This is a genomic window from Mesobacillus harenae, assembly GCF_013343715.1.
In the GTDB taxonomy this organism is placed as follows: Bacteria; Bacillota; Bacilli; order Bacillales; family Cytobacillaceae; genus Mesobacillus_A; species Mesobacillus_A harenae.
This window is the reverse complement of the sequence record NZ_JABUNR010000007.1, coordinates 123926-144863: the sequence shown is the minus strand read 5'-3', so window position 1 is coordinate 144863 and position 20938 is coordinate 123926. Positions and strand designations below refer to the sequence as shown.

Here is a 20938-nt window from a genome sequence, read left to right as displayed (position 1 = left end):
AGGACAAAGAGTCGCTATTGCCACCTAAATAGGTGGTTATTTTTTGCAAGGGCTTAAAATATAAGCTTGCATTAGGAACGGAGACGGCGAATATAGGAACAAAACAAGGGAAAACAAACCTATAAAGGTATATTCATTATAAAGTAAGTGCAAAATTATTCAGGGAGTGATGAGATGAGCGAGACAGATCATGACGAGTTACTTATAGAGCAAAAACGAGTTAATGAAATGGTTCGAGAAATTGAAAAAGTAACAGGCCGACTGGAAAATCATGCAGGAAAAGTCAGTGCTGATGTGCTTGGGATCCGGAAAAACTTCTGGGATGATGTGACTGTCAATTTTGATGAACCGGATGATCTAGCCGAAACATACTCCAGTATTAAACAGCAGGCTGCACTTTTATCTGAGCGAGAAAGAAGCCACACTCAGCTTGATAAACAAATGAAAACCCTTTCGAGATTAAAAAACTCGCCGTATTTTGGCAGAATAGATTTTCATGAAGAAGGAGAGCCAGGTGCTGACTCCATTTATGTAGGGGTTGCTTCCTTCATGGACCAGGAAGAAGAAAATTTTCTTATCTATGACTGGAGGGCTCCTATTTCCAGTTTGTACTATGATTATCCTCCGGGGCCAGCACAATATGAAACTCCATCAGAAAACATTTCAGGAGAAATAGTTTTAAAGAGGCAATTTGTTATAAGAAATGCAGAAATTAAAGCGATGTTTGATACTGGAGTTACAATTGGGGATGAAATGCTTCAGGAAGTACTAGGGAATCATTCTGACTCACAAATGAAAAACATCGTCGCAACTATACAAAAAGAACAAAATCAAATCATCCGCAATGTAAGCAGTAAGCTCCTAATCGTTCAGGGAGTCGCCGGCAGCGGAAAAACATCAGCTGCAATGCAGCGGGTTGCTTATTTGCTCTACCGGCATCGCAATATTATTAAGTCAGAAAATATCATGTTATTTTCTCCTAATCCGTTATTTAACAGCTATGTTTCAACTGTTTTGCCGGAACTCGGCGAGGAAAATATGCAGCAGTCTACCTTCCAGGAATACTTAATGCACCGCCTGAGCCGTGAGTTTGAGTTAGAGGATCCATTTGGACAAATGGAATACTTATTAAGCGATACGGAGGATAAGCAATACGAAGTCAGGCTGGGAAGCATCCGTTATAAAGCAAGCCTGGACTTCAAGATGATGATTGATGAGTACGCAGATCATCTTTCAGAGAGAGGCCTCCTTTTCAAAGATATTTTATTCAGGAAAAAATGTATAGTTACGAAGCAGGAAATTCATGATTATTTTTATAGTTTGGATAAGAATTATTCAATTCCTAACCGTGTTCATCTACTTCGGGAGTGGATTTTAAAAGAGCTTAAGCTAGTTGCCAGGAAAGAGAGATCAAAGCAGTGGGTTGAGGATCAAATTCAGTTTCTTGATAAAGAAGACTATATGCAATCCTTTAAACAGCTGCAAAAAAGGCAAAAATATAATGAGGACACATTTGATGACTTTGAAAAAGAACAAAAGTGGCTTGCCATGATGGTTGTTAACGAGAAATTCAAACCATTAATCACTGCAGTAAAAAAGTATAGATTTATTGATATGGCAGGTATTTATGAGCAGTTATTCACATCAAAAACTGAAATGATTAAACGGGAAAACTGGGAAGAGATCAGTAAATTAACTAGCGAAATGCTCACAAACGCTGAAATCGCGTATGAAGATGCGACCCCGTTTGCCTACTTGCAGGACTTGATTGAGGGAAGAAAGTCCAATACAGGCATCAAGCATGTTTTTATTGATGAGGCGCAGGATTACTCCCCGTTTCAATTTGCTTTTATTAAGCAGCTTTTTCCATACAGCAGAATGACCTTATTAGGAGATTTTAATCAGGCAATTTTTTCAGGAGCGACTGGAGCATCATCTATTCTTATTGAAGGACATGATCAGGAGGAATCTGAAAGGATAGTGCTGACTAGGACATATCGGTCTACTAAACCGATTGTTGAATTCACTTCAGAATTGATTGAAGCTGGCAGGCATATCCAGCCATTCAATCGGGATGGCAATAAACCTGAGCTCATAAAAGCAGAAAGTCCAGAGGAATTGATAAACTTGATCGGTAATAAACTTACTTCACTCCTTGCAGACGGATCACAGACAGTAGCCGTTATCTGTAAAACGGCGCAGGAAAGTAAAGAAGTATTTGATAGCATAAAAGATCATTTCCCTGTCTGGCTAATTGAGAAAGGAACAGTTTCTTATGAAAAGGGGGTTCTGGTGATCCCATCCTACCTTGCAAAGGGTATCGAGTTTGATGCAGTCATCGTTCATGACATTTCCCGCTACAGCAGAGAAAGCGAGCGCAAGCTCTTTTATACAGTTTGCACACGTGCCATGCACGAACTTTATCTATTCACAACAAATGGAATCAGTCCCTTAATGAGAAACATACCCCCGGGCAAGTATGAAAAGCGATAAGGTGACAGGCACCATCCAGTTTTCTGGATGGTGCCTGTCACCTATCTTGGTTTTATAGGTTTAATTGAAAGGGCTGCAGATTCTGTGATTATGTGGCAGCCATCAAGATCCTTTTGTGTTATCAGGCCTAGGTTGATAGCTGACTTTATTCGGGAATCATCAGGCTTTCGAATTACCTGGATAAGGTCAGTCATCTTTAATTTTTCCAGTCTTTCGATTGTTAGTTGTTCATCATACTTTTCAGTCCTTCGTATTTGCCGCTGAAGTTTGTAGCCGTTAAGAACAAATTCTCCTTTAGTTAATGGTCCAACCCGGTTGTCAAAGTAATCATGAAACAAATCCTTAAGCAAACTTAATTCAAACTCAATTTCTTTCTTTTGCTTATTTAGTTCATAAAATTTACTTAGTGTTTCATCAGACAAATCAATTTTTGATTTTGAACTCAATTTCAATCCCCTCCATTAGGAACGTATGTTCTAAAGTATGAAGGGGAAAGAACAAATATTCATTGAAGTCGGGAAATCGAAGCGATTGGGATTTAGGATTTGGGCGGAAAACTAGTAGGAAAACAACAAGCACCGGCTCCGGTGCTTTGGTTTGTTCAGTGTTGTTTATTTGGAAGTTTTTCACTGGGGTTATTTTTCCCTTGGCGTTTTTTATTTCGTTCAGCCTTTTCTTGCTTAGTGTGCAGTTTTTCAACATAATCTTGTGTATTATCCATAGAAACCCCTCCATAAAGTTCATATTCTTATTAATAACCTTATTAACTTTTCCAACTTCTATAACAATATGCAAGCTCAGGTGACAGGCACCATCCAGTTTTCTGGATGGTGCCTGTCACCTTTACTTTAAACTAATTTCGGATGATGATATAAATCGTGTATAGAACGTAAGCGGCAACAAGGATGAATCCTTCGATCTTGCCGACTTTGTAACGTGTTCTGGAAAATACGAGTAAAATGATTGTTAAAATGATCATCACTGTGACATCGAGGAATATTTTCGAATCCACTCCAAGAGGGGTAATCGTCGATGCAATCCCTAGAACAAATAGGATGTTAAAGATATTGCTGCCAACAATGTTACCGATCGCTATTTCACCCTGCTTTTTAAGTGCAGCAATTACCGATGTTACTAACTCGGGGAGTGAAGTACCAAGTGCAACAATGGTTAATCCGACGAGGGTTTCGCTCATTCCTAATGAAATCGCAATTGCAGTGCTGTTCCTTACAACTAAATCTCCCCCAAAAATGATAGCTGCCAGTCCTAAAATGGTGAAAAATATCTGTTTAGCCCATAATGGGTTTTCTGTAGAAGTCTTTTCTTCCTTTCTGGCAGTACGGTCTTTTCTGGCAATTTCAAAAATATAGTACATGAAAACAGAAAATATAAGTAATAACATTAACCCTTCACTGCGGGTAATTACATTGGTGGCCGCCTCGGTAATTACAGTATCAGCGATAAAGATAAACAGGGCAAAGCTAGCCAGTAATGTAAATGGAATCTCTTTTCGAATCGTTTCGCTTTCAACTGCCAAAGGACTAATCATAGCTGTGATTCCAACAACGAGAGTAATGTTAAATATATTACTGCCAACAACATTTCCCAGCGCCAAATCGGCAGTCCCATTTAGAGCAGCTAGAATACTGACGGTTGCCTCCGGTGAACCGGTACCAAAAGCCACAATAGTCAGCCCGATTAATAAAGGTGAAATGTTTAAATATCCAGCAATTTTTGAGGACCCTTCAACAAAATAATTTGCCCCGAAAATTAATAGGGCAAATCCGAAAATTAAAAGTAAGTAAGTCATTCTTTATTCAACCCCACAATCTAGTCTCCATACAATACTCTACTTAAAGTACCCAGATATGGTTTTAATTAGGCGCATTAAAAGAGATCTTATTATAGATGCAATCATTTGCCTGCCCATTCTTTTCATACCCATATAGGTGAACTGAAAACCGTATTGTAAGGCTAATATATCTAAAAAGAAAAGGGCCTAAGAAGGAAAAAAGTTTAATTGAAGCAACTTGTCCACAGGATATCCACAATGTTGAAGGTGTTATTCACAGATGTTGTATAAAAGTCCACAAGTAAGTTAAAATTTCTCTAGTCTATCCACATATTATCCACCATTTCAAGTTAGGCCATAGTTGGACGAGCCCATATGATAACTAAAAAGATCCGTCCAAAAGTAGGACGGATCTAATTTTTAGGCTCTGTTATACTTGTGTGTTGATTTCCGTTTCAGACGCTCGCTTTCCGCGGGGCGAGCTCCTCTGCGAAAATGCGCATGGGGTCTCGCCTGCCACGCTGAACCAGCAGGACACTGAAAGACTTCCTCATAAAGGCCGATGCACGAGAAAATGTGTTTTTCATTTTCGAGGAGTCCCGCATCTTCCACTTCTATCAACAAGCTTAAATTCAGCAATGTCTTTTAACAGTGCCGATTCTGATTCTTAAGATCTTTAAATTGGGTTCCATTCCCTATTAGGTCAAACACTCTTAGAATAAATTTAATCTCTTACTCCCAGAGCTATCTTTGCATATCTCGACATGCGGTCTTTTCCCCACGGAGGACTCCAAACAATATTAATACTTATTTCGTTTAATTCCTTAATCTCTGAAGTTAATTTTACTTTTGAATCGGAAATGATTTGCCCAGCCATTGGACAGCCCATCGAAGTCATCGTCATGTTGATATGTGCGTTATTCTCGGTATCCACAGAGACTTCATATATAAGACCAAGGTTCACAATATCAATTCCCAGTTCCGGGTCCATAACATCTTCAAGTACTTCATAAATTTTTGTTTCTAATTCAGTCATTTTTCTCACCTCATAGCTAGGATAAAATTCGTTTTTCACCACTGATTTCTTGAATGGAGCTAATATTTTGTGTGAATTCAAGAGTTCCTACATAAGCATTGTTTACATCCCTCACAGCGAAGTAGCGAATATAAACATATTTGTCTCGGAATTTAATATAAAAGTCCTCGGAATCTTTTAAGCCGGCTTTAAAATCTTTTAAAAGATCCTCAACTACATGAACGCTTTTCGGAGGATGACAGTTTTGGACTGTGCGGCCGATAACTGCTTTTGTCCGGTGGAAAATCCGTTCCTTGCCGTGAGAAAAGTAGCGAACTACATCTTCTTCATCAATGAACGTAATATCGACAGGCAGGTGGTTCAGCATGAGCTCTAGCTGCTTTAGTGATAATAGACCAGTCTCCATGCGAATAAATCCATCAGATATGGTGGCCCCTTTAGCCTCTTCTCTGACAGGCTTCCATACACCTGCAGGGCCTGTAAGACAATAGCCGATATCTTCGCCATCGTGGGCGATTTTGACCCATTCATCCTCAGTCAGCGTCTGTAAAGCCATGGGGAACAAAATATTTTCCTCTTTATAAATCATTTCACTAGCTTCTTTGATAACAAAGTAGACCGCAGCAACGACAGTCTTTTTGTCGCCCTTATAATTGACTAGTTTTTCCTTAGCTCCCTTAATGGCAGCGCGAATTCCATCATCTACTCCCCACATTACCTTGGTAGGACCGAGGATTCCGTATTTTTCTAAAAAAGGAAACAGCAAGTTTTCCTTGCGGCTATAATGCTTGTCAACATCAAGCAATAGATTTAGGTCCTCGAGCAGTTTCATTACGTTGTCCGGATTGTCTTCTTTATCAAAGCGATCCAGGTGGAGCTGCATTTTAAAGTTAACCAGCATATCGATTTCTTTATTTTCAAGTTTGAAGGTGTGAATCGGATGTCCAGGCTCATCTTCTGGCCTGTCAGATCGGTGTATCTCTTCAATTGATCCCTTAAAAATGGCAGTATGGACAGAGCAGAGACGCTGAACTTCCTCTACTGGAATACCTTCCTCTTCCATCAATGCTTGCTCTAGTTCGGAAATCTCGGCAACCGTAATGTTTCCGGCAGCTTGTTCAAATTCTGCTTTTACTTCTCCAACACTTTTGCCGTTATGAAGATCCTTAATGATTTTCTTTAAAATTGATTGCCGTTCTGTTTTATCTAAAATGTGCTGTTCACGGTTATTAATGATTTCGCTCATTGTAATTACTCCTTTAAAAGTGTGTTTAATAACTTGATAACTCTTCTCAATCACAATGTATCACATTCAATTAACCATTAATGTGATGCACATCACGTGCAAAAACATGATTCATACAAAAATTTTGATAATTAAGTAGGTTTCCATCAGGAAAACCTATCTAATGGCTTTGTAAGTGGCATCTACCTTATTTGTGTCTTCTTTGTTAATTAACCTGGGGTTTACCCCAAATTTGACCATGAAGTGATACATTAAAGTGGAGGTTTGCAGTTCTAAAATTGTAGGGAGAGACGCTCACTGTGAAGACGGTTATTATATATGCGACGAAGTATGGAAGTGCAGAAAATGCAGCGGAATTATTGAAAAAGCGGCTGGGAGGGAGGGTAAAACTGATTAATATTGTGAAGGAACTTGTTCCCCCGCTTAATGAGTATGACACGGTTATCCTTGGAGGGTCGATATATGCCGGCAACATTCAAACCAAGCTTGGAGAATTCATGAATTACAATCTTGATATTCTTTTACAAAAGAGAGTCGGATTGTTTCTTTGCGCTGCACACCCAGATCCAGAAGTGAGAGAAAAGGAACTTGCCGCCAGCTTCCCGCCCGAATTGTATAATCATGCTTTGAGAAAAGAAATCTTTGGTTATGAGATTCATTATGAGAAAATGAATCTTTTTGAAAAAATAATCGTTAACACCATGATGAAGATAAAAGTTGATCAATCGGCTTTATCCATTGAACATATTAAGGCGTTTGCCAGGGAGATGAGTAGGGAGGGAAATAGCAACACAATAGGATAGTTTCTTCTCGAATTGTAAAAAGCTAACCCATAAATACTATTGGGCTAGCTTTTATTAATCACGCCTTTTTTTCAAACAGCTGAACGACTTCAATGATCGTTTTTGCTGCTTTTACCATATTATCTGCGGAAATGAATTCAAATCGTCCATGAAAATTTTCGCCGCCTGTAAATATATTTGGCGTTGGAAGTCCCATATAGGAAAGCTGAGAACCATCGGTACCTCCTCTAATTGGTTTCACGATCGGCATAATACCCAGGTTTTCCATTGCCTCATAAGCGATATCAACGATCTCCTTAACAGGTTCGATCTTTTCCTTCATATTATAATATTGATCGTTCATTTCTAAAATAATTCGATCTTTTCCATATTGTTGCTGAAGATCGGCTACAATTCTCTCAAAAAGGGATTTTCTTTTGCCGAAACTTTCACGATCAAAATCCCTGATAATGTAAGAGAGAGTCGTTTCCTCTACATCACCATTAAATGAAATCAGGTGGAAGAAGCCTTCATATCCTTCTGTTGATTCAGGTGCCTCATCGGCAGGCAAGCTTTTGTTGAACTCCATAGCAATTTTTGCGGAATTAATCATTTTGTCTTTTGCAGTTCCCGGGTGTACATTCTTCCCTTTAAAGGTAATTTTGGCTGAAGCAGCATTAAAGCTTTCATATTCAAGCTCACCGAGAGGGCCGCCATCTATTGTATAGGCAAAAGCAGCGTTAAAGGCATTTACGTCAAATTTATGAGGCCCTCTGCCTATTTCCTCATCCGGTGTAAACGCAACTCTGATTTTTCCATGCTTGATTTCAGGATGCAGTATTAAGTAGGCCATCGCAGTCATAATTTCAGCAATTCCCGATTTATTATCTGCCCCGAGTAGGGTTGTTCCGTCCGTAGTGATGAGTGTGTGGCCCTTATAATTAACGAGCTCAGGGAAGTCCTTTGGGGACAGTACAATATGTAAAGCTTTGTTTAAAGTGATTTCTGTTCCATCGTAATTTTCTATGATTTGCGGCTGAACATTTCTTCCGGTAAAGTCAGTTGCTGTATCAAGGTGGGCGAGAAAACCAATTGTCTGTACTTCCTTATCTGTATTTGAAGGAAGTGTGGCCATTACATATCCGTTCTTATCCAGAGTGATTTCTTCCATGCCAATCTGCTTCAGTTCCTTCACCAACATTTGCGCAAGCTCGAGCTGACCCGCAGTTGAAGGAGTCGTATCATTGTTCTCGTTCGACTGTGTGTCGATTTTTACATAGGAAGTAAATCGTTCAATTATCTCTGATTTCAATATCTTTCAGCTCCTAACTAAGGCTATGAAATCATAATACCATATCTATAGAAGGGGCCAAAAGCTAGATGAATATAAGTAATTTTTAATGGAATTACTTGATTACTGTGAAGTAAACCATGCCCTTTATCTTTAAAAAAAGACCTGAGTCGGAGGGACTCAGGTCAGGTTAATACATCTTTAGTTTGTTTACAAGCACTAAGGGAAGTTGACCTTCAAGCCCTCCAGCGCTTGTCGGGGTTGTCAACGCTCGTCTTATGCCTGTCGCCCCTGAACAGTCGGCTCCGCTTTTCTTGTCTAGCTGCGGTGCCTAACCCCTCGAGTCGCTTCGGTCTTGCTGATGAAGTCAAAGAACGACTTCACCTTCAAGCCCTCCAGCGCTTGTCGGGGTTGTTCGAGGCACCTTCGCTTTTCTAGATCACATATAGGTATACGCTGAGGAAGTGGGCTAGGCTGCCGAGCAGGATGAAGATATGGAATATTTCGTGAAAGCCCATATACTTGCTCTGTAGGAATTTAGGCTTTGCACCGTAAATAATGCCGCCAATTGTGTAAAAGATACCGCCAAGAACTAACAGGAAAAATCCTGCAGAACTAATGCTTCCAGATAAGGGGGAGGCTACAAAGATAACCATCCACCCCATAAAAATATATAAGGAGGTCGACAACCATCGAGGTGCATGAAACCAGAACAGTTTAAAAACTACTCCGGCAATTGCTGCCGTACTTATGATTGAAAATAACACCCAGCCGATTACACCATTCAAGCTGATTAGACAAAAAGGGGTGTAGGTTCCGGCAATTAAAATGAAAATCATTGAGTGGTCAATTCGTCTCAGCCAGGCAATGACCTTATCCCTTGCAATGACCATGTGATAGGTTGCAGAAGCGCTGTAAAGAAGGATCATACTGGTACCAAAAATAATAACCGATGTAATAGCGATCGGCGAAGCAGTCGTTATTGATGCCTTTATAACCATTGCGAGCAGCGCGACAAAAGATAGAATAGCTCCAGCTAAATGGGTAAGACCATTTATAGGTTCGCGAATATAAGTGTTCATATTATTACCTCCTGCACCTTTTTATGTAGTTTTAAATACTACTTAATATAATATAACCAATTCATTACATAGTCAACGTTTAATAATTATTGTTTTTGAGTTATAATACAACTATGTTTAAACAAAGTGGTGAGGGAGTATTATGAAAAACTTAGACAATATTCTAGGGGAGCTAGGCATAGAAAAAAACATTACCTTAGACGATATTCCAAACATAGATTTATATATGGATCAGGTGATCCAGTTGTTTGAAGGAAAATTCGACTCTTCCAAAAGAAATGAAGATGAAAAGGTCCTCACGAAAACAATGATTAATAACTATGCAAAAGGAAAGCTTTTTTTCCCAATTAAAAGTAAAAAATACTCGAAGGAACATTTAATTTTATTAGCCTTAATTTATCAATTAAAAGGATCACTTTCAATTGGTGATGTAAAAGCTACGCTAACTATCATAAATGATAAACTGTTAAACAATGAACTCGATTTAGCACAATTTTATAACAGTTATTTGTCATTAAGCAGCAGCAATGCAGAACATTTCACTGAAGAAATCCAGATTCGTGCGAGGGGAGTTAAGGAGCAAGTTGCTAAAATGAGCAGTGATTCTGAAGAACTGGAACAGGTTATGATGATTGCCTCTATGGTCAATCTTAGTAATATGTATAGAAGAGCTGCTGAGAAAATGATTGACCAGCTTCCTCAGAAGGAAAAGGAATCTGACCGACCTAAAGGGAAATGACTAATTAATCTCTGCCAGCGGCTCCGTATATAGCAAACCTTTAAGAAGAACAGCCACTTAATAAAGTGGCTGTTCTGTTAGTTTAACTGCATACCTGTCCTGCGGAATTGTACCTCATAGGATACCGTAATTTCTGCATCTTGGAATGCCTGTTTCCAGTCCATCTTTTGCCACTCTTTATAATGAAAGGCTTTTACCTTGCTGCCAAGTCTAAGGACATCAACCTTCTGTTTAGTTTGTAGCGAGTTAATTAATTGTTCAGCCTCGTGCTCTAGGTGTTTCTCAGCCAGTTTTCTTAACTTGGCAAGTGTCTTTACATTATCCAGGTGTTCAGGCATGTTTTTTTCTAGAATATTTGCTTGCATATAGACATGATAATGAGCCTTTACTTTTCCATCTTTAACCTCAAGCTTGGTCTTAGTTTCAACCTGTGTGGGGCTTACGACGATATTTTCTTTGTTTTCTTCGTTCCCAGTAAAAACCTGAAAGTGTCCGCCTGGCTGTTCATCACGAAGCTGAACTAAAATCCAGCTTTCTTCATCTGTAAGATTTCCTACCATTTTTCCGTGATCAAATAGTGAAAGTCCAGACCAGTATACATCATCTTCATGCAGCTTCATTCTATTGGCCATTGGCTGAAGGGATTTGTTTGAAATGGAAACGAAAAAGTCTCCCAGAGTTACATCTGGAATGGCGCCAGTCCGAGCTCCATTTTGAATTAACGACATGATATAAACGGTGGGGATCTGTTCTATTTTTGGCTTTGAATTCAGGAGATCTTCGGCTTTACCCTCGACAATTAACAACCAAAGAAGTCTGCGTATAGCAGGGTCCCGGCGGAAGCCGTCGACTATGTCGAGCACTCCATCCTCGGCTACCTCTTCACTTATGGCAATAATACGGGTGTGTCCCATAAATAATACTTGGTTCAGCTTCTTTTGAATATCACTAAATGCCTTAGCTACTGTTTCTCCCTGGGCACTTACCACTTTAACGGCATCTCCGCCTCCGCCGCCCCCTCCGCCGCCCCCAGCAATTTGGACAGGAATTGGGATTTGGATCGAGACTTTATATACCTTTTTTCCATTCTCTTTTACAGCATCAATGCCTACAGATATAACTGCAATCCTTTCTTCCAGCTCACGTCTGCTCCAGCAGCCGCTGAGCAAAACGAGTGATAAAAGCTGAACAACAATTAAAAGCTTTTTCCACTTTTTCATCTTCTCACTCCTGTTGAATAGCGGTTGACTTCTCTTTAGCAGATGGGCCTTTTGTAGCGAGAGGACCTGTACTGCTCCCTTTTTTTCGAATGAACGCCATGATTAGGAGGAAAGCGGGAATGAGTGCTCCTAAGGTTAAGCCGGCATACCCTATATATTGCTGAAAATCAAAAAGAGCAATTATATTTTGGGGCTGCAGGGAGAGCCAGAAGATAATAGGAGTGAATCCTAGCCCATACCATATTCTCTTTCCTCTTCCGAAAACTTGCTGCGTTAAAAGGGTGATTGCATAGAAAAAGTTTGCAGTCGTAGTGAAAACCGCGGCCACCCAAACTCCTAAGAATAGGGACTCTAGCCTTTCGAGAATCATACCGGGTACCTCAGTTACCTTAATTATCTCTAACGTAGGCCACATAAGAATGGCTAGCTCTTCGTCTCCAAATACAGAAATGCCAGCAATAACAATTAAGAGGTAAATCACTGAAGGGATAATGATTCCTAAAATATTAAACCAAAGAGATTTTTTAATAATCTGTATTCTGTTTGAAAAAATGAGGATCAACTCATATCCTTGATAAGCAAACATAGTCAATAGGACGCCCTTCAAAAATCCACTTAGACTTAACCCTGGCCATACAGGGAGTATAAATTCCAATTGAAAGCTTTGAAAGGATAAAAGCGCGATTAATAAAATCGGAATTACTATTAAAGGGAGTAATAATTCGTTCAGTCTAGCTAATACATCGATATCAAACTTAACCAGATATAACGAAGTAAGCAGCATGGTCCCGATAATTACTTCAAGAGGCGTCTCTTTCAATACTGCTGTCACAACCACCTCACCGAAAGTTCTTGAGATACTGGCTGCTACCACTAGGTAGTAGGCTATTAGTATAATGATTATAGGGTAGGAAAGTAATTTGCCTAGCTTATTTGATTTACCTTTATCCCGTCCTAAAACGTGAGAGCAGGTTTCAATAAAGTTCAGATGCGGAAACCGTAAACCAAGTTTTGTAACAATAATCATCACGATACTAGTGGCGAAGGCTCCACACAATATAGCGATCCAGCCTGCCTCATGTGCTTCACTAGCTACAACACGGGGTAAAGTTAAAACCCCAACGCCTAAAATGGTACTAGAAACGATTGACATCGCCTGCCTTGAAGAAATAGGTCTTTTATCTGCCAGTTGCTTACCCATAACTTACCTCCTTTCATTAGTTATTGCTCATTCACTACATCCTTGTTTTGTCCTGTGTATGAAACGGGGTTGGCCGTTTTTTCATCCAGGGAATAGGGAGGCGGATTAGCGTATCCTGCATGTCTCTTAACCTAAAAGGAGTAATTGAGGAAAGGTATGGTATACCAAATGGTTTAAGTGAACACAGGTGAATAAAAATAAGGATTAATGCAAGCATGATCCCATACAGTCCAAACAATCCTGCCGCTACCATGATTGGGAACCGCAGCATCCTAAGAGAAATTGCTGAATTATAGCTTGGTGAAGCAAAGGACCCAATGGTTGTCAGGGACACGACAATTACCATGATCGGGCTCACAATGCCAGCTTCGACGGCAGCTTGTCCCACTACAAGTCCGCCAACAATTCCAATGGTAGGGCCTATCGGGCCTGGAAGCCTGACGCTTGCTTCCCTTAATATTTCGATCGTTATTTCCATTAAAAAAGCTTCCACTATGGATGGGAAAGGAACGGTAGAACGCCCCGCCGCCATAGCAATCATAAGTTTTGAAGGAATCATTTCTGGATGAAAGGATGAAAAAGCAATATAGACTGACGGAAGCAAAAGAGCAAAGCTCATGCTTATTATTCTTATAACCCGAATCATACTGCCGATTAGAAAACGCTCATAGTAGTCTTCTGGGCTATGGTAAAACTGGGAAAATATCGCTGGGGCTATTAAGACATAGGGAGTCCCATCGACAATAATAGCAAGTTTCCCTTCCAGCAAGTGGGACGCCACTTTGTCAGGACGCTCCGTGTTCTGGATTTGTGGAAAAGGAGAAAGAGGGTTATCTTCAATGTACTGCTCAATATAACCGCTTTCTAACACTCCATCTATTTCGATAGCCTTAATTCTTCTTACAGCTTCTTTTACTATTTTTTCATCCATAATTCCTTCAATGTACATGATTGCAACATCTGTCTTCGTTCTAGTTCCGGTTTTTAAACTTATAACACGAATATTAGGGTCCTTTAACCTTCTTCTAATCAGAGCTGTATTTGTTCTAAGTGTTTCGACAAACCCATCACGAGGTCCCCGCACAACAGATTCTGTTTTTGGCTCATCTACTGAACGCTTTTCCCAGCCTTTAGCATTTGCCAGCAAAGCTTTATTGCTGCCGTCTAATAATATGGCACAATCTCCTACCAAAATAGCCTCTATAATTTCTTTGAGGCTCTCAGTTGGGGTAACGTCATTAATGATTAAGCCGCTATCTTTTATCCAGTCAATTAGGGGCTCTGGCTTAGTTGTTAAATCAGCAGGAATCTTTCCATTGAGCTGAATCATCAGAGCTCCCATTATATATTGATCAATTGCGACGTTATCGGTTAATCCATCGAGGTAAATTAGAGCCGCTTTTAAGTTTGTGTGTCCGCCGATTATAATGTTTCTTACCACCAAGTCCGAACTATTTCCCATTACGTCTTTAACGTAGCTAATATTTTTATCTAGATTGCTTTCAGGCGGGATATCGACTACCTTCTCCAGAGATTCCTTACTATATTCTTCAAGAAACTTCCGTTTTTTTAACTCTTTAATTGGCTGCGGCTTAATAATCTTGCGTTTCAGTCTAACCATCCCCGTTATTCATCAATTTACGGCAAAAGTAAAGGCTTGCCAATTCTTCCTTTAATTTATCCCAGTCATGGTTTTGTTATGTATTTAATGGAAGTAAATCTCAGAGAAACGAGTCTTGCGCACTCTCGGGGTGTCAGATAAAAGCCCATCCTGCTAATTGGATGGGCTACTTAATGGGGATTTATTTTTTATCAAAACCAGTGGTAAGATTCAACAGTTGTAAAAAATCTAAATGCCAATGGTGGAAACTCATATAATACTACTATATGATTATGATAAATTATAAAAAAGGATGGTCTTTTTGAAAAACGAACATAAAATTGGTTTGCTGGTGGATGTAGAAACGACTGGCTTAGGCCCTGACTCAAATGAAGTAATTGAACTTGCATTAAAGCTTTTTTCTTTTCACGAAAAAACTGGAGAAATTTTAGATATTTTAGATAAAGAGTCAATGTTGAGAGAACCTGTTTCACAAAAGGCGCTGGCTAATTATGATCAGGCTTACAGAATTCATGGCATTCCTTACGACTTAGTAAGAGGGAAAAGCTTTGATGATAAAAGAGTTAGAAGCTTCTTTACAAGCAGTGAGGCAGTTTTTGCTCATAATGCCTCGTTTGATCGCAGTTTTTTATTCCGAATGTATCCTGAAGTAGATCTCGTGGACTGGTATTGTACGATGAGGGGCATCCCATGGAAACGGTATGGTTTTTTGAACGGCAAGCTGCTCACTCTGTTAAAGGATCATGATATTACGAGCTATCAGTCCCATAGAGCGATGGATGATATCACAAATTTAATGGAGCTACTTAAGAAAAAGAGCCCTAATGGAAATTTATATCTTGGTGAGATTATTCAGAAAGCCCCAATGAAAAAATGCCAGCCTGCTGCACCAAAAAAGAAACCAAAATATACATATTTCCCAACAACTGGGTTGGACAGAGGATTTGACTAACAAGTGGAATAGACCTTGAAAAGCAAGGGAACTCGCACTTGAGCTCACTTATCAAAAAAAGGTATGCGGCGAGCTTAGTGCTTGGAAACTGATAGAAGAACTTAAGCTTGGAAATGTTCGGCGGCCTGCTTTTCTAGACGAGCTGAGGAAAATTAAATAGTTAACTAGCGCCATAGAATTAACGGTTCTTTGACGCTTATTTTTTTACTCTTCAAACCTGGCTGTTGACTTTTATTACAGGTATTCGCAATCAGCGAGGGTCAGGAGCATATCTAGGTTCGCCTCCTGGATCTCTGCAAATTTCAGCTCCTTCGACAGAAGCACAGCACGTTTTTTATCACCCTGGAAGTACACTTCCCTGACCCGCTTTTCTAGCTAGAGCCTCGCACCTTACCCTGATATCTTCAAAGGAAAAACAATGTTGGCCTCTAACAGAGCCTATTTACTACTCTACTCTACTGTAATCTGGTCTCGACCTGAAAGTAAAACTGGCACCTTATATCCTCCACTTTTAAGTTTAGATATATTGGGTTGAGAGTTTTCAGCCTTGATTGCATACCTTCCGTTTTGACCAATCGCGGTGATATTTTGGATCACAGCATCTTGGATAGCAGAGCCTATATGGATGGCCTGAGGGGAAGAATTACGTACTGAAACGTTGCTAATTTTAACTTTATCCGCCTTGTTATCTCCGCCAAACACCTTGATATCTGTACCTGCCTTTCGAAAATTGCGAATTGACACCTTGTTTAGTATCACGTTTCGAGCTCGGTATTGGATGGCGATCACTGGGTTACTTTTATAATCATATTCAGGATTCCCGATTGCAGTAAAGTGGTTAATCACGACATTTTTATAAGCTGATACTACCAAACCCCTTGGAGTAGAGTCTCGATACAGGTCCGTGTGCACCGGAGCAATTGCAATAAGGTTCGTCGCTAAGATATTATAGGCTGTCTGTGATTCAGGATCAGTGATCTTATGATGGCCGATATGACGAAAATTATAAGAACGGTTGTCATTAATAGAAAGATGGCCGATTATCTGTACATTGGCGGCAGCGGAGGAGTTATGATGGGCTTTAATTTCAACACCGCCAAAACAGCGAGCGGTTGAATTATTAACAAGCCAAACGTTCCTTGACCCATCATCTATCTCAATACCATTTGAATTGGAAAATCCTTTTTTGTGAGCCAGGCCGCTTGGGTCACACATATGGCAATTCGAAATAAATATATTCTCGCTATGATGGGTGGTAATTCCGTCATCACCAAATCCGTAACCGTTCAGGTTGTCAAGCCATACAAAGCTTGACGGGCCCTTAGCCCAATGGCCATCTCCAGAATAGTTATATAAAGTTGAAGATACATCAAAACAATGAAGACCAGCGTTAATAGCTTTGACACTTTTTACCCAGCCGTATTTTACATTAGCAAAAGTTAAGCAGCTAGAATGATTTCCCCAAGTACTAGTTTTTTCAGTGTTTCCAAGCCGTTCAGCATTCCAGTCTAAGCTCATTCCTTCGACTGAAATATGATGATTGCCTCGCCAGTGGTTTGAATTCGTAATTAACCTTTTCCCTTTACCTGCCTTGTCGTGAAGTTTGATCATTGTTATGTCTTTCCCTTCACCGACAAGTATAGTCCATGAAGGAAGGGTTATGCCTTTTGTAATAAAAGTCCCCTCCGGTATATGAACTCGAACACGGCCTTCACCAATGGCCATTTTAAAAGCCTCTGTACAATCCGTTATCCCGTCTCCAATAGCGCCATAATCTTCTATATTTACATCTCTATCAATCTCGTTTAATAACTGTTCATATTCCGAGTGGAGGTGGTCTAACCAAAATGGGTAAACATTTCCCTGTTCGTCTGCTGAAGTACCTGGTGCTTCGGGCACTTGCGTATCTGTATTTGTTAACAGCTTCCATAATGTATTCGCGGTCTTCCTCTTTATAAATGATGGAATAGAACCAGTCTCTTGAAGAGCCTGTTCTGACTTTTTCAGCTTGGTTCTTTGGAAAAGACGGTCTGTTTCTTTGACCGCATATTTTGTTTCTAGCTTGGAGAGACCATATTGTGATATGAGTGCTTCATTTTGGCTTGGATCATGCATTTTATCTAAATACAGCATAAAAATTACACCTCGGTTCTAAAGCAGCTGGAGCTTTTATATTTACTATATTATTCCCTTCGTAAAAGAATGTAATCTTTTTAAGACCAGGGGCAATCGTAGGTCTTTATATTTGTTTTTTGTAAAAGAAAGCAAGTTAATTGTATTTTCTCCTGAATTAATCTATCTTGAATGCGAGACAAATATATATTTGGTCCGAGTTTGGAAGATAATATACGAGGCCGTTATAAAATGGAGGGGTTTAGGATGATTGTTATTCATGCATTTATCAAAGTTAAGGCTGACGAGCGCAGCCGCTTTTTAAACCTAGCTGACGATGTAATAAAGGGATCGAAGGCCGAGGAAGGAAATATTAGTTATCATCTTTATGAAGACACGAAAGATCCAAACACCTTTGTGATGGTAGAGGAGTGGAGAACAAAAGAGGCTGTGAAACTGCACGGAGAGACAGAGCATTATAAAACTTTTGCAGCACGGTCTCGAGAGGTTTTAGCAGGACCGCCGCGTGTGGAAAAGTATTTAGTATCAGAAAAACTTTAAAGATAATTTCATTATGAAAAAGGAGCTGGGAAAAGTGTCGGAGGATGCAAACAAAAGGCAGGAGATTTTAGAGGCATTCCGGTTTCGGCATGCCACAAAGGAATTTGATGCAAAGAAGAAGATTTCAGAGGAAGATTTTGAGGTTATATTAGAAGCTGGCCGGCTTTCTCCAAGTTCAATTGGGCTGGAACCGTGGAAATTTGTTATTGTTCAAAGTTCTGAGTTTCGTGAAAAGCTGCAAAAATATACTTGGGGGGCTAAGGGGCAACTTCCGACCGCAAGTCATTTTATGTTAATTTTGGCACGCACCATTAAGGACGTAAAATATGATTCTGACTATATGGCCTATCAAATGACCGAGGTAAAAGGGGTTCCGGAAGATTTACTAGAAGGAATGCTCGAACGATATAAAGTCTTTCAGGAATCAGGCCTTAATTTGTTCGAAAGTGAGCGGTCCATTTTTGACTGGTCTGGAAAGCAAACTTATATTGCCCTGGCAAATATGATGACAACTGCGGCCCTATTAGGTATTGATTCATGTCCGATAGAGGGCTTTGACATGGATGCTATAAATGACCTTTTGGCAAAGGAAGGACTGCTAGAGGACGGCCACTTGAAAATTTCAGTAATGGCTGCTTTTGGATACCGGGCCAAGGAACCAAGACCGAAAGCAAGACGGAAAGCCAACCAGGTTATCCAGTGGATTACAGATTAATATTACATCAGGGGTGAACAAAATGAATCAGAAATTCAGTCCATTATTTAAAGAGTTTAAATTTGCAAATGGGGTTAGCCTTAAAAATAGAATCATCATGGCACCAATGACCAATTTTTCTTCCCATGAAGATGGTACAGTATCCGATGCAGAGGTAAAGTATTATGTGCGCCGATCACAGGGAGTCAGCATGGTGATTACTGCCTGTACATATGTAACACCTAATGGTAAAGGGTTTCCCGGTGAATTTGCTGCAGACCGTGATGAAATGATTCCTAGCTTAAATAAACTTGCTATTGCGATAAAAGAGCAGGGAGCGAAGGCAATCTTACAAATTTTTCACGGAGGGCGCGAGTGTCCGCCAGAGTTGGTTCCAAACGGAGATACAGTAAGTGCAAGTGCCGTTGCATCTGAACGGGGCGGCAGTAAAGAGCCACGGGCACTTGGAGAAGAAGAGATCCAGTCTATTATAAAGGACTTCGGGGAAACGACGCGCCGGGCCATAGAAGCAGGCTATGATGGGGTAGAGATTCATGGTGCTAACGGGTATTTACTTCAGCAGTTTTTCTCCCCACATTCTAACCGCAGAAATGACCGCTGGGGAGGAAGTTTGGAAAAGCGGCTTACTTTTCCACTTGCTGTTATAGATGAAGTGAAACGAGTTGTGGAGGAACATGCACAACAACCATTCATAGTTGGTTATCGATTCTCGCCTGAAGAGCCTGAAACACCAGGGATAACTATGGATGATACTCTGCTGCTAGTTGATGCTTTAGCAGGGAAAGACCTTGATTATCTTCACGTGTCAGTCAGTGACTTTTGGACGGCTCCAAAAAGAGGAGTCGAGGATGATCGTTCCCGGATTGAAGTTATTAATGAGCGAGTGGGAGGTAGGGTACCGGTAATTGGAGTAGGTTCCATTTATAGTGCAGAGGATGCTTTAAAAGCATTAGGCACCGGAGTTCCTCTCCTGGCCCTAGGTCGTGAGCTGATTATTGATCCTGATTGGGCTCAGAAGGTGGAAAGCGGAAGAGAAGCTGAAATAGAAACAAAAATTAACAAAGATGCCCAAGATCGGTTAGTGGTTCCTGACCCGCTTTGGAAAGCCATTATTCATTCACCAGGATGGTTTCCGGGAGTCGAATAAGGTCTTAAAGCATTTGTTCAAAAGGGCGGCTCAGCATTTGGCCGTCCTTTTCCTGTTTATCCGAAATTGAGCTGGCAGCTTTAATATTCCTAAAATGAACGGACAAACTCCTCCTATTTATATAATCGTTCGGGTTGGGGAGGAAGATTTTTTTCTAGCATGTCATTTTTTCTGGCATAATAGAAATAAGTAAACCATTGACCGTGAAGAAAGGGACTGAGACGAATGTACTTAACTTTAAAAGAGGCAGCAGAATATTTATCAATAGAAGAACCAGCCATTGAAAGGCTAATTATGCAGCGCAAAATTCGTGCCATCCATGATGGGGATCAATACTTAATATATAAGGAACAATTTAATACTCATCTTAAACAACTAGAAAAATATAAAAATCTTGTTGAAGAAATACTAAGCGAGCCAATCCCTGAAGATGTTGATATAAAAGATGAAGATTAAATAAGGATAACCAAGCCAAAATACATAACCTGAACCATTTTAACAATGATTACTATTTCTTCTAATAATTTTGGATAACGGATTCTGTTTTGAAGTACAAATACGAATTCGTATAGTAATTTTCACACTAGAGTTAAATTCAAAAAAATGCTTGGAGACATTCCCTGTTTGATAGCGGTGCCTCTTCTTCAATATTCTGCATAACACCAACCTTAATAGAGTGGACCAAAGGAGGAATCTGGATGGTTGATAAATAAGCGGAGAAATTCCTCTTATTTAGGAAAACGCATGAAAAATAGCTTAAATAGAGGGAAAGGTTCCGCCTATTTACTCCAGAAGACATGAAATTGACCATTATGCCTTACTTAACGGGAAAACTTCCGCTTATATACCCGACCCGAGCTCTACTCTGCAGTATAACGGGAAAATCTCCGCTTAATTTATAGATCACTGATTACTGAATGAAGGATACCCATAACAAATAGCCGCGCT

At 40.0% G+C, this 20938-nt stretch carries 19 protein-coding genes; 8 read left to right on the top strand and 11 right to left on the bottom strand.

What is annotated here, in order from left to right; all coding sequences use genetic code 11:
* Nucleotides 1-174 precede the first annotated feature (174 nt).
* Complete coding sequence (gene helD, locus HRJ06_RS10410) at nucleotides 175-2493, top strand: RNA polymerase recycling motor HelD (RefSeq protein WP_174732728.1); 2319 nt, start codon at nucleotides 175-177, stop codon at nucleotides 2491-2493.
* 41 nt (nucleotides 2494-2534) lie between these two features.
* Here the strand turns inward: helD and HRJ06_RS10405 are convergent, their stop codons facing one another.
* The 5 genes from HRJ06_RS10405 to HRJ06_RS10385 form a co-directional block, all read right to left on the bottom strand.
* On the bottom strand, nucleotides 2535-2939 hold the full coding sequence (locus HRJ06_RS10405; protein ID WP_242035195.1) for a hypothetical protein: 405 nt from the start codon (nucleotides 2937-2939) through the stop codon (nucleotides 2535-2537).
* Between the two features lie 155 nt (nucleotides 2940-3094).
* A complete protein-coding gene (locus HRJ06_RS10400; RefSeq protein WP_174732726.1) occupies nucleotides 3095-3214 on the bottom strand; it encodes a DUF4023 domain-containing protein in 120 nt (39 codons plus the stop codon).
* Nucleotides 3215-3346: 132 nt separating this feature from the next.
* Complete coding sequence (locus tag HRJ06_RS10395; protein WP_174732724.1) at nucleotides 3347-4303, bottom strand: calcium/sodium antiporter; 957 nt, start codon at nucleotides 4301-4303, stop codon at nucleotides 3347-3349.
* Between the two features lie 706 nt (nucleotides 4304-5009).
* Nucleotides 5010-5321: a metal-sulfur cluster assembly factor gene (locus HRJ06_RS10390; protein WP_174732722.1), complete on the bottom strand. Its 312-nt coding sequence runs from the start codon at nucleotides 5319-5321 to the stop codon at nucleotides 5010-5012.
* A 16-nt stretch (nucleotides 5322-5337) separates the two neighbouring features.
* The gene (locus HRJ06_RS10385) at nucleotides 5338-6567 is read right to left on the bottom strand and encodes a DUF438 domain-containing protein (RefSeq protein WP_174732720.1); all 1230 of its coding nucleotides are present in this window, start codon (nucleotides 6565-6567) and stop codon (nucleotides 5338-5340) included.
* A gap of 299 nt (nucleotides 6568-6866) precedes the next feature.
* Here HRJ06_RS10385 and HRJ06_RS10380 point away from each other — a divergent pair, with 299 nt between their 5' ends.
* Nucleotides 6867-7370, top strand: a complete 504-nt coding sequence (locus HRJ06_RS10380; protein WP_174732718.1) for a flavodoxin domain-containing protein — start codon at nucleotides 6867-6869, stop codon at nucleotides 7368-7370.
* A gap of 58 nt (nucleotides 7371-7428) precedes the next feature.
* On the opposite strand, the gene pepT is transcribed toward HRJ06_RS10380, so the two are convergent.
* Both pepT and trhA read right to left on the bottom strand, forming a co-directional pair.
* A complete protein-coding gene (pepT, locus tag HRJ06_RS10375; RefSeq protein WP_174732716.1) occupies nucleotides 7429-8661 on the bottom strand; it encodes a peptidase T in 1233 nt (410 codons plus the stop codon).
* Nucleotides 8662-9074: 413 nt separating this feature from the next.
* Nucleotides 9075-9722, bottom strand: a complete 648-nt coding sequence (trhA, locus tag HRJ06_RS10370; RefSeq protein WP_174732714.1) for a PAQR family membrane homeostasis protein TrhA — start codon at nucleotides 9720-9722, stop codon at nucleotides 9075-9077.
* A 142-nt stretch (nucleotides 9723-9864) separates the two neighbouring features.
* On the opposite strand from trhA, the gene HRJ06_RS10365 reads away from it, so the two are divergent.
* Nucleotides 9865-10461 (top strand): DUF1836 domain-containing protein, encoded by a 597-nt coding sequence (locus tag HRJ06_RS10365; protein ID WP_174732712.1) that lies wholly within the window; start codon nucleotides 9865-9867, stop codon nucleotides 10459-10461.
* Between the two features lie 77 nt (nucleotides 10462-10538).
* Here HRJ06_RS10365 and HRJ06_RS10360 read toward each other — a convergent pair whose 3' ends face one another.
* From HRJ06_RS10360 to HRJ06_RS10350, 3 genes are read right to left on the bottom strand one after another with little or no spacing between them, the layout of a single operon-like run.
* On the bottom strand, nucleotides 10539-11681 hold the full coding sequence (locus HRJ06_RS10360; RefSeq protein ID WP_174732710.1) for a Ger(x)C family spore germination protein: 1143 nt from the start codon (nucleotides 11679-11681) through the stop codon (nucleotides 10539-10541).
* A 4-nt stretch (nucleotides 11682-11685) separates the two neighbouring features.
* Nucleotides 11686-12882: a GerAB/ArcD/ProY family transporter gene (locus HRJ06_RS10355; protein ID WP_174732708.1), complete on the bottom strand. Its 1197-nt coding sequence runs from the start codon at nucleotides 12880-12882 to the stop codon at nucleotides 11686-11688.
* A 34-nt stretch (nucleotides 12883-12916) separates the two neighbouring features.
* Nucleotides 12917-14503: a spore germination protein gene (locus tag HRJ06_RS10350; protein ID WP_174732706.1), complete on the bottom strand. Its 1587-nt coding sequence runs from the start codon at nucleotides 14501-14503 to the stop codon at nucleotides 12917-12919.
* 301 nt (nucleotides 14504-14804) lie between these two features.
* Between HRJ06_RS10350 and HRJ06_RS10345 the strand changes: the two genes are divergently transcribed.
* On the top strand, nucleotides 14805-15455 hold the full coding sequence (locus HRJ06_RS10345; RefSeq protein ID WP_174732704.1) for an exonuclease domain-containing protein: 651 nt from the start codon (nucleotides 14805-14807) through the stop codon (nucleotides 15453-15455).
* 450 nt (nucleotides 15456-15905) lie between these two features.
* Here the strand turns inward: HRJ06_RS10345 and HRJ06_RS10340 are convergent, their stop codons facing one another.
* Entirely contained in the window at nucleotides 15906-17588 is a 1683-nt protein-coding gene (locus HRJ06_RS10340) for a glycosyl hydrolase family 28-related protein (protein WP_174732702.1), read from the bottom strand.
* 246 nt (nucleotides 17589-17834) lie between these two features.
* On the opposite strand from HRJ06_RS10340, the gene HRJ06_RS10335 reads away from it, so the two are divergent.
* The 4 genes from HRJ06_RS10335 (at nucleotide 17835) to HRJ06_RS10320 (ending at nucleotide 20446) form a co-directional block, all read left to right on the top strand.
* Nucleotides 17835-18128, top strand: coding sequence for a putative quinol monooxygenase (locus HRJ06_RS10335; RefSeq protein ID WP_174732700.1), 294 nt, complete (start codon nucleotides 17835-17837; stop codon nucleotides 18126-18128).
* A 13-nt stretch (nucleotides 18129-18141) separates the two neighbouring features.
* Nucleotides 18142-18843 carry an NAD(P)H-dependent oxidoreductase gene (locus HRJ06_RS10330; RefSeq protein ID WP_174732698.1) on the top strand — a complete coding sequence of 234 codons (702 nt, stop codon included), beginning with the start codon at nucleotides 18142-18144 and terminating at the stop codon, nucleotides 18841-18843.
* Nucleotides 18844-18865: 22 nt separating this feature from the next.
* Nucleotides 18866-19990 carry an NADH-dependent flavin oxidoreductase gene (locus HRJ06_RS10325; protein WP_174732696.1) on the top strand — a complete coding sequence of 375 codons (1125 nt, stop codon included), beginning with the start codon at nucleotides 18866-18868 and terminating at the stop codon, nucleotides 19988-19990.
* 225 nt (nucleotides 19991-20215) lie between these two features.
* Entirely contained in the window at nucleotides 20216-20446 is a 231-nt protein-coding gene (locus HRJ06_RS10320; RefSeq protein WP_174732694.1) for an excisionase family DNA-binding protein, read from the top strand.
* Nucleotides 20447-20938 lie beyond the last annotated feature (492 nt).

Excerpts from the sequence above, each read along its gene's own strand:
- helD (WP_174732728.1), top strand. The coding sequence starts at position 175 with ATGAGCGAGACAGATCATGACGAGTTACTTATAGAGCAAAAACGAGTT.
- HRJ06_RS10400 (WP_174732726.1), bottom strand. The coding sequence starts at position 3,214 with ATGGATAATACACAAGATTATGTTGAAAAACTGCACACTAAGCAAGAA.
- HRJ06_RS10395 (WP_174732724.1), bottom strand. The coding sequence starts at position 4,303 with ATGACTTACTTACTTTTAATTTTCGGATTTGCCCTATTAATTTTCGGG.
- HRJ06_RS10390 (WP_174732722.1), bottom strand. The coding sequence starts at position 5,321 with ATGACTGAATTAGAAACAAAAATTTATGAAGTACTTGAAGATGTTATG.
- HRJ06_RS10385 (WP_174732720.1), bottom strand. The coding sequence starts at position 6,567 with ATGAGCGAAATCATTAATAACCGTGAACAGCACATTTTAGATAAAACA.
- trhA (WP_174732714.1), bottom strand. The coding sequence starts at position 9,722 with ATGAACACTTATATTCGCGAACCTATAAATGGTCTTACCCATTTAGCT.
- HRJ06_RS10365 (WP_174732712.1), top strand. The coding sequence starts at position 9,865 with ATGAAAAACTTAGACAATATTCTAGGGGAGCTAGGCATAGAAAAAAAC.
- HRJ06_RS10360 (WP_174732710.1), bottom strand. The coding sequence starts at position 11,681 with ATGAAAAAGTGGAAAAAGCTTTTAATTGTTGTTCAGCTTTTATCACTC.
- HRJ06_RS10355 (WP_174732708.1), bottom strand. The coding sequence starts at position 12,882 with ATGGGTAAGCAACTGGCAGATAAAAGACCTATTTCTTCAAGGCAGGCG.
- HRJ06_RS10350 (WP_174732706.1), bottom strand. The coding sequence starts at position 14,503 with ATGGTTAGACTGAAACGCAAGATTATTAAGCCGCAGCCAATTAAAGAG.
- HRJ06_RS10340 (WP_174732702.1), bottom strand. The coding sequence starts at position 17,588 with ATGCTGTATTTAGATAAAATGCATGATCCAAGCCAAAATGAAGCACTC.
- HRJ06_RS10335 (WP_174732700.1), top strand. The coding sequence starts at position 17,835 with ATGATTGTTATTCATGCATTTATCAAAGTTAAGGCTGACGAGCGCAGC.
- HRJ06_RS10330 (WP_174732698.1), top strand. The coding sequence starts at position 18,142 with ATGAAAAAGGAGCTGGGAAAAGTGTCGGAGGATGCAAACAAAAGGCAG.
- HRJ06_RS10325 (WP_174732696.1), top strand. The coding sequence starts at position 18,866 with ATGAATCAGAAATTCAGTCCATTATTTAAAGAGTTTAAATTTGCAAAT.
- HRJ06_RS10320 (WP_174732694.1), top strand. The coding sequence starts at position 20,216 with ATGTACTTAACTTTAAAAGAGGCAGCAGAATATTTATCAATAGAAGAA.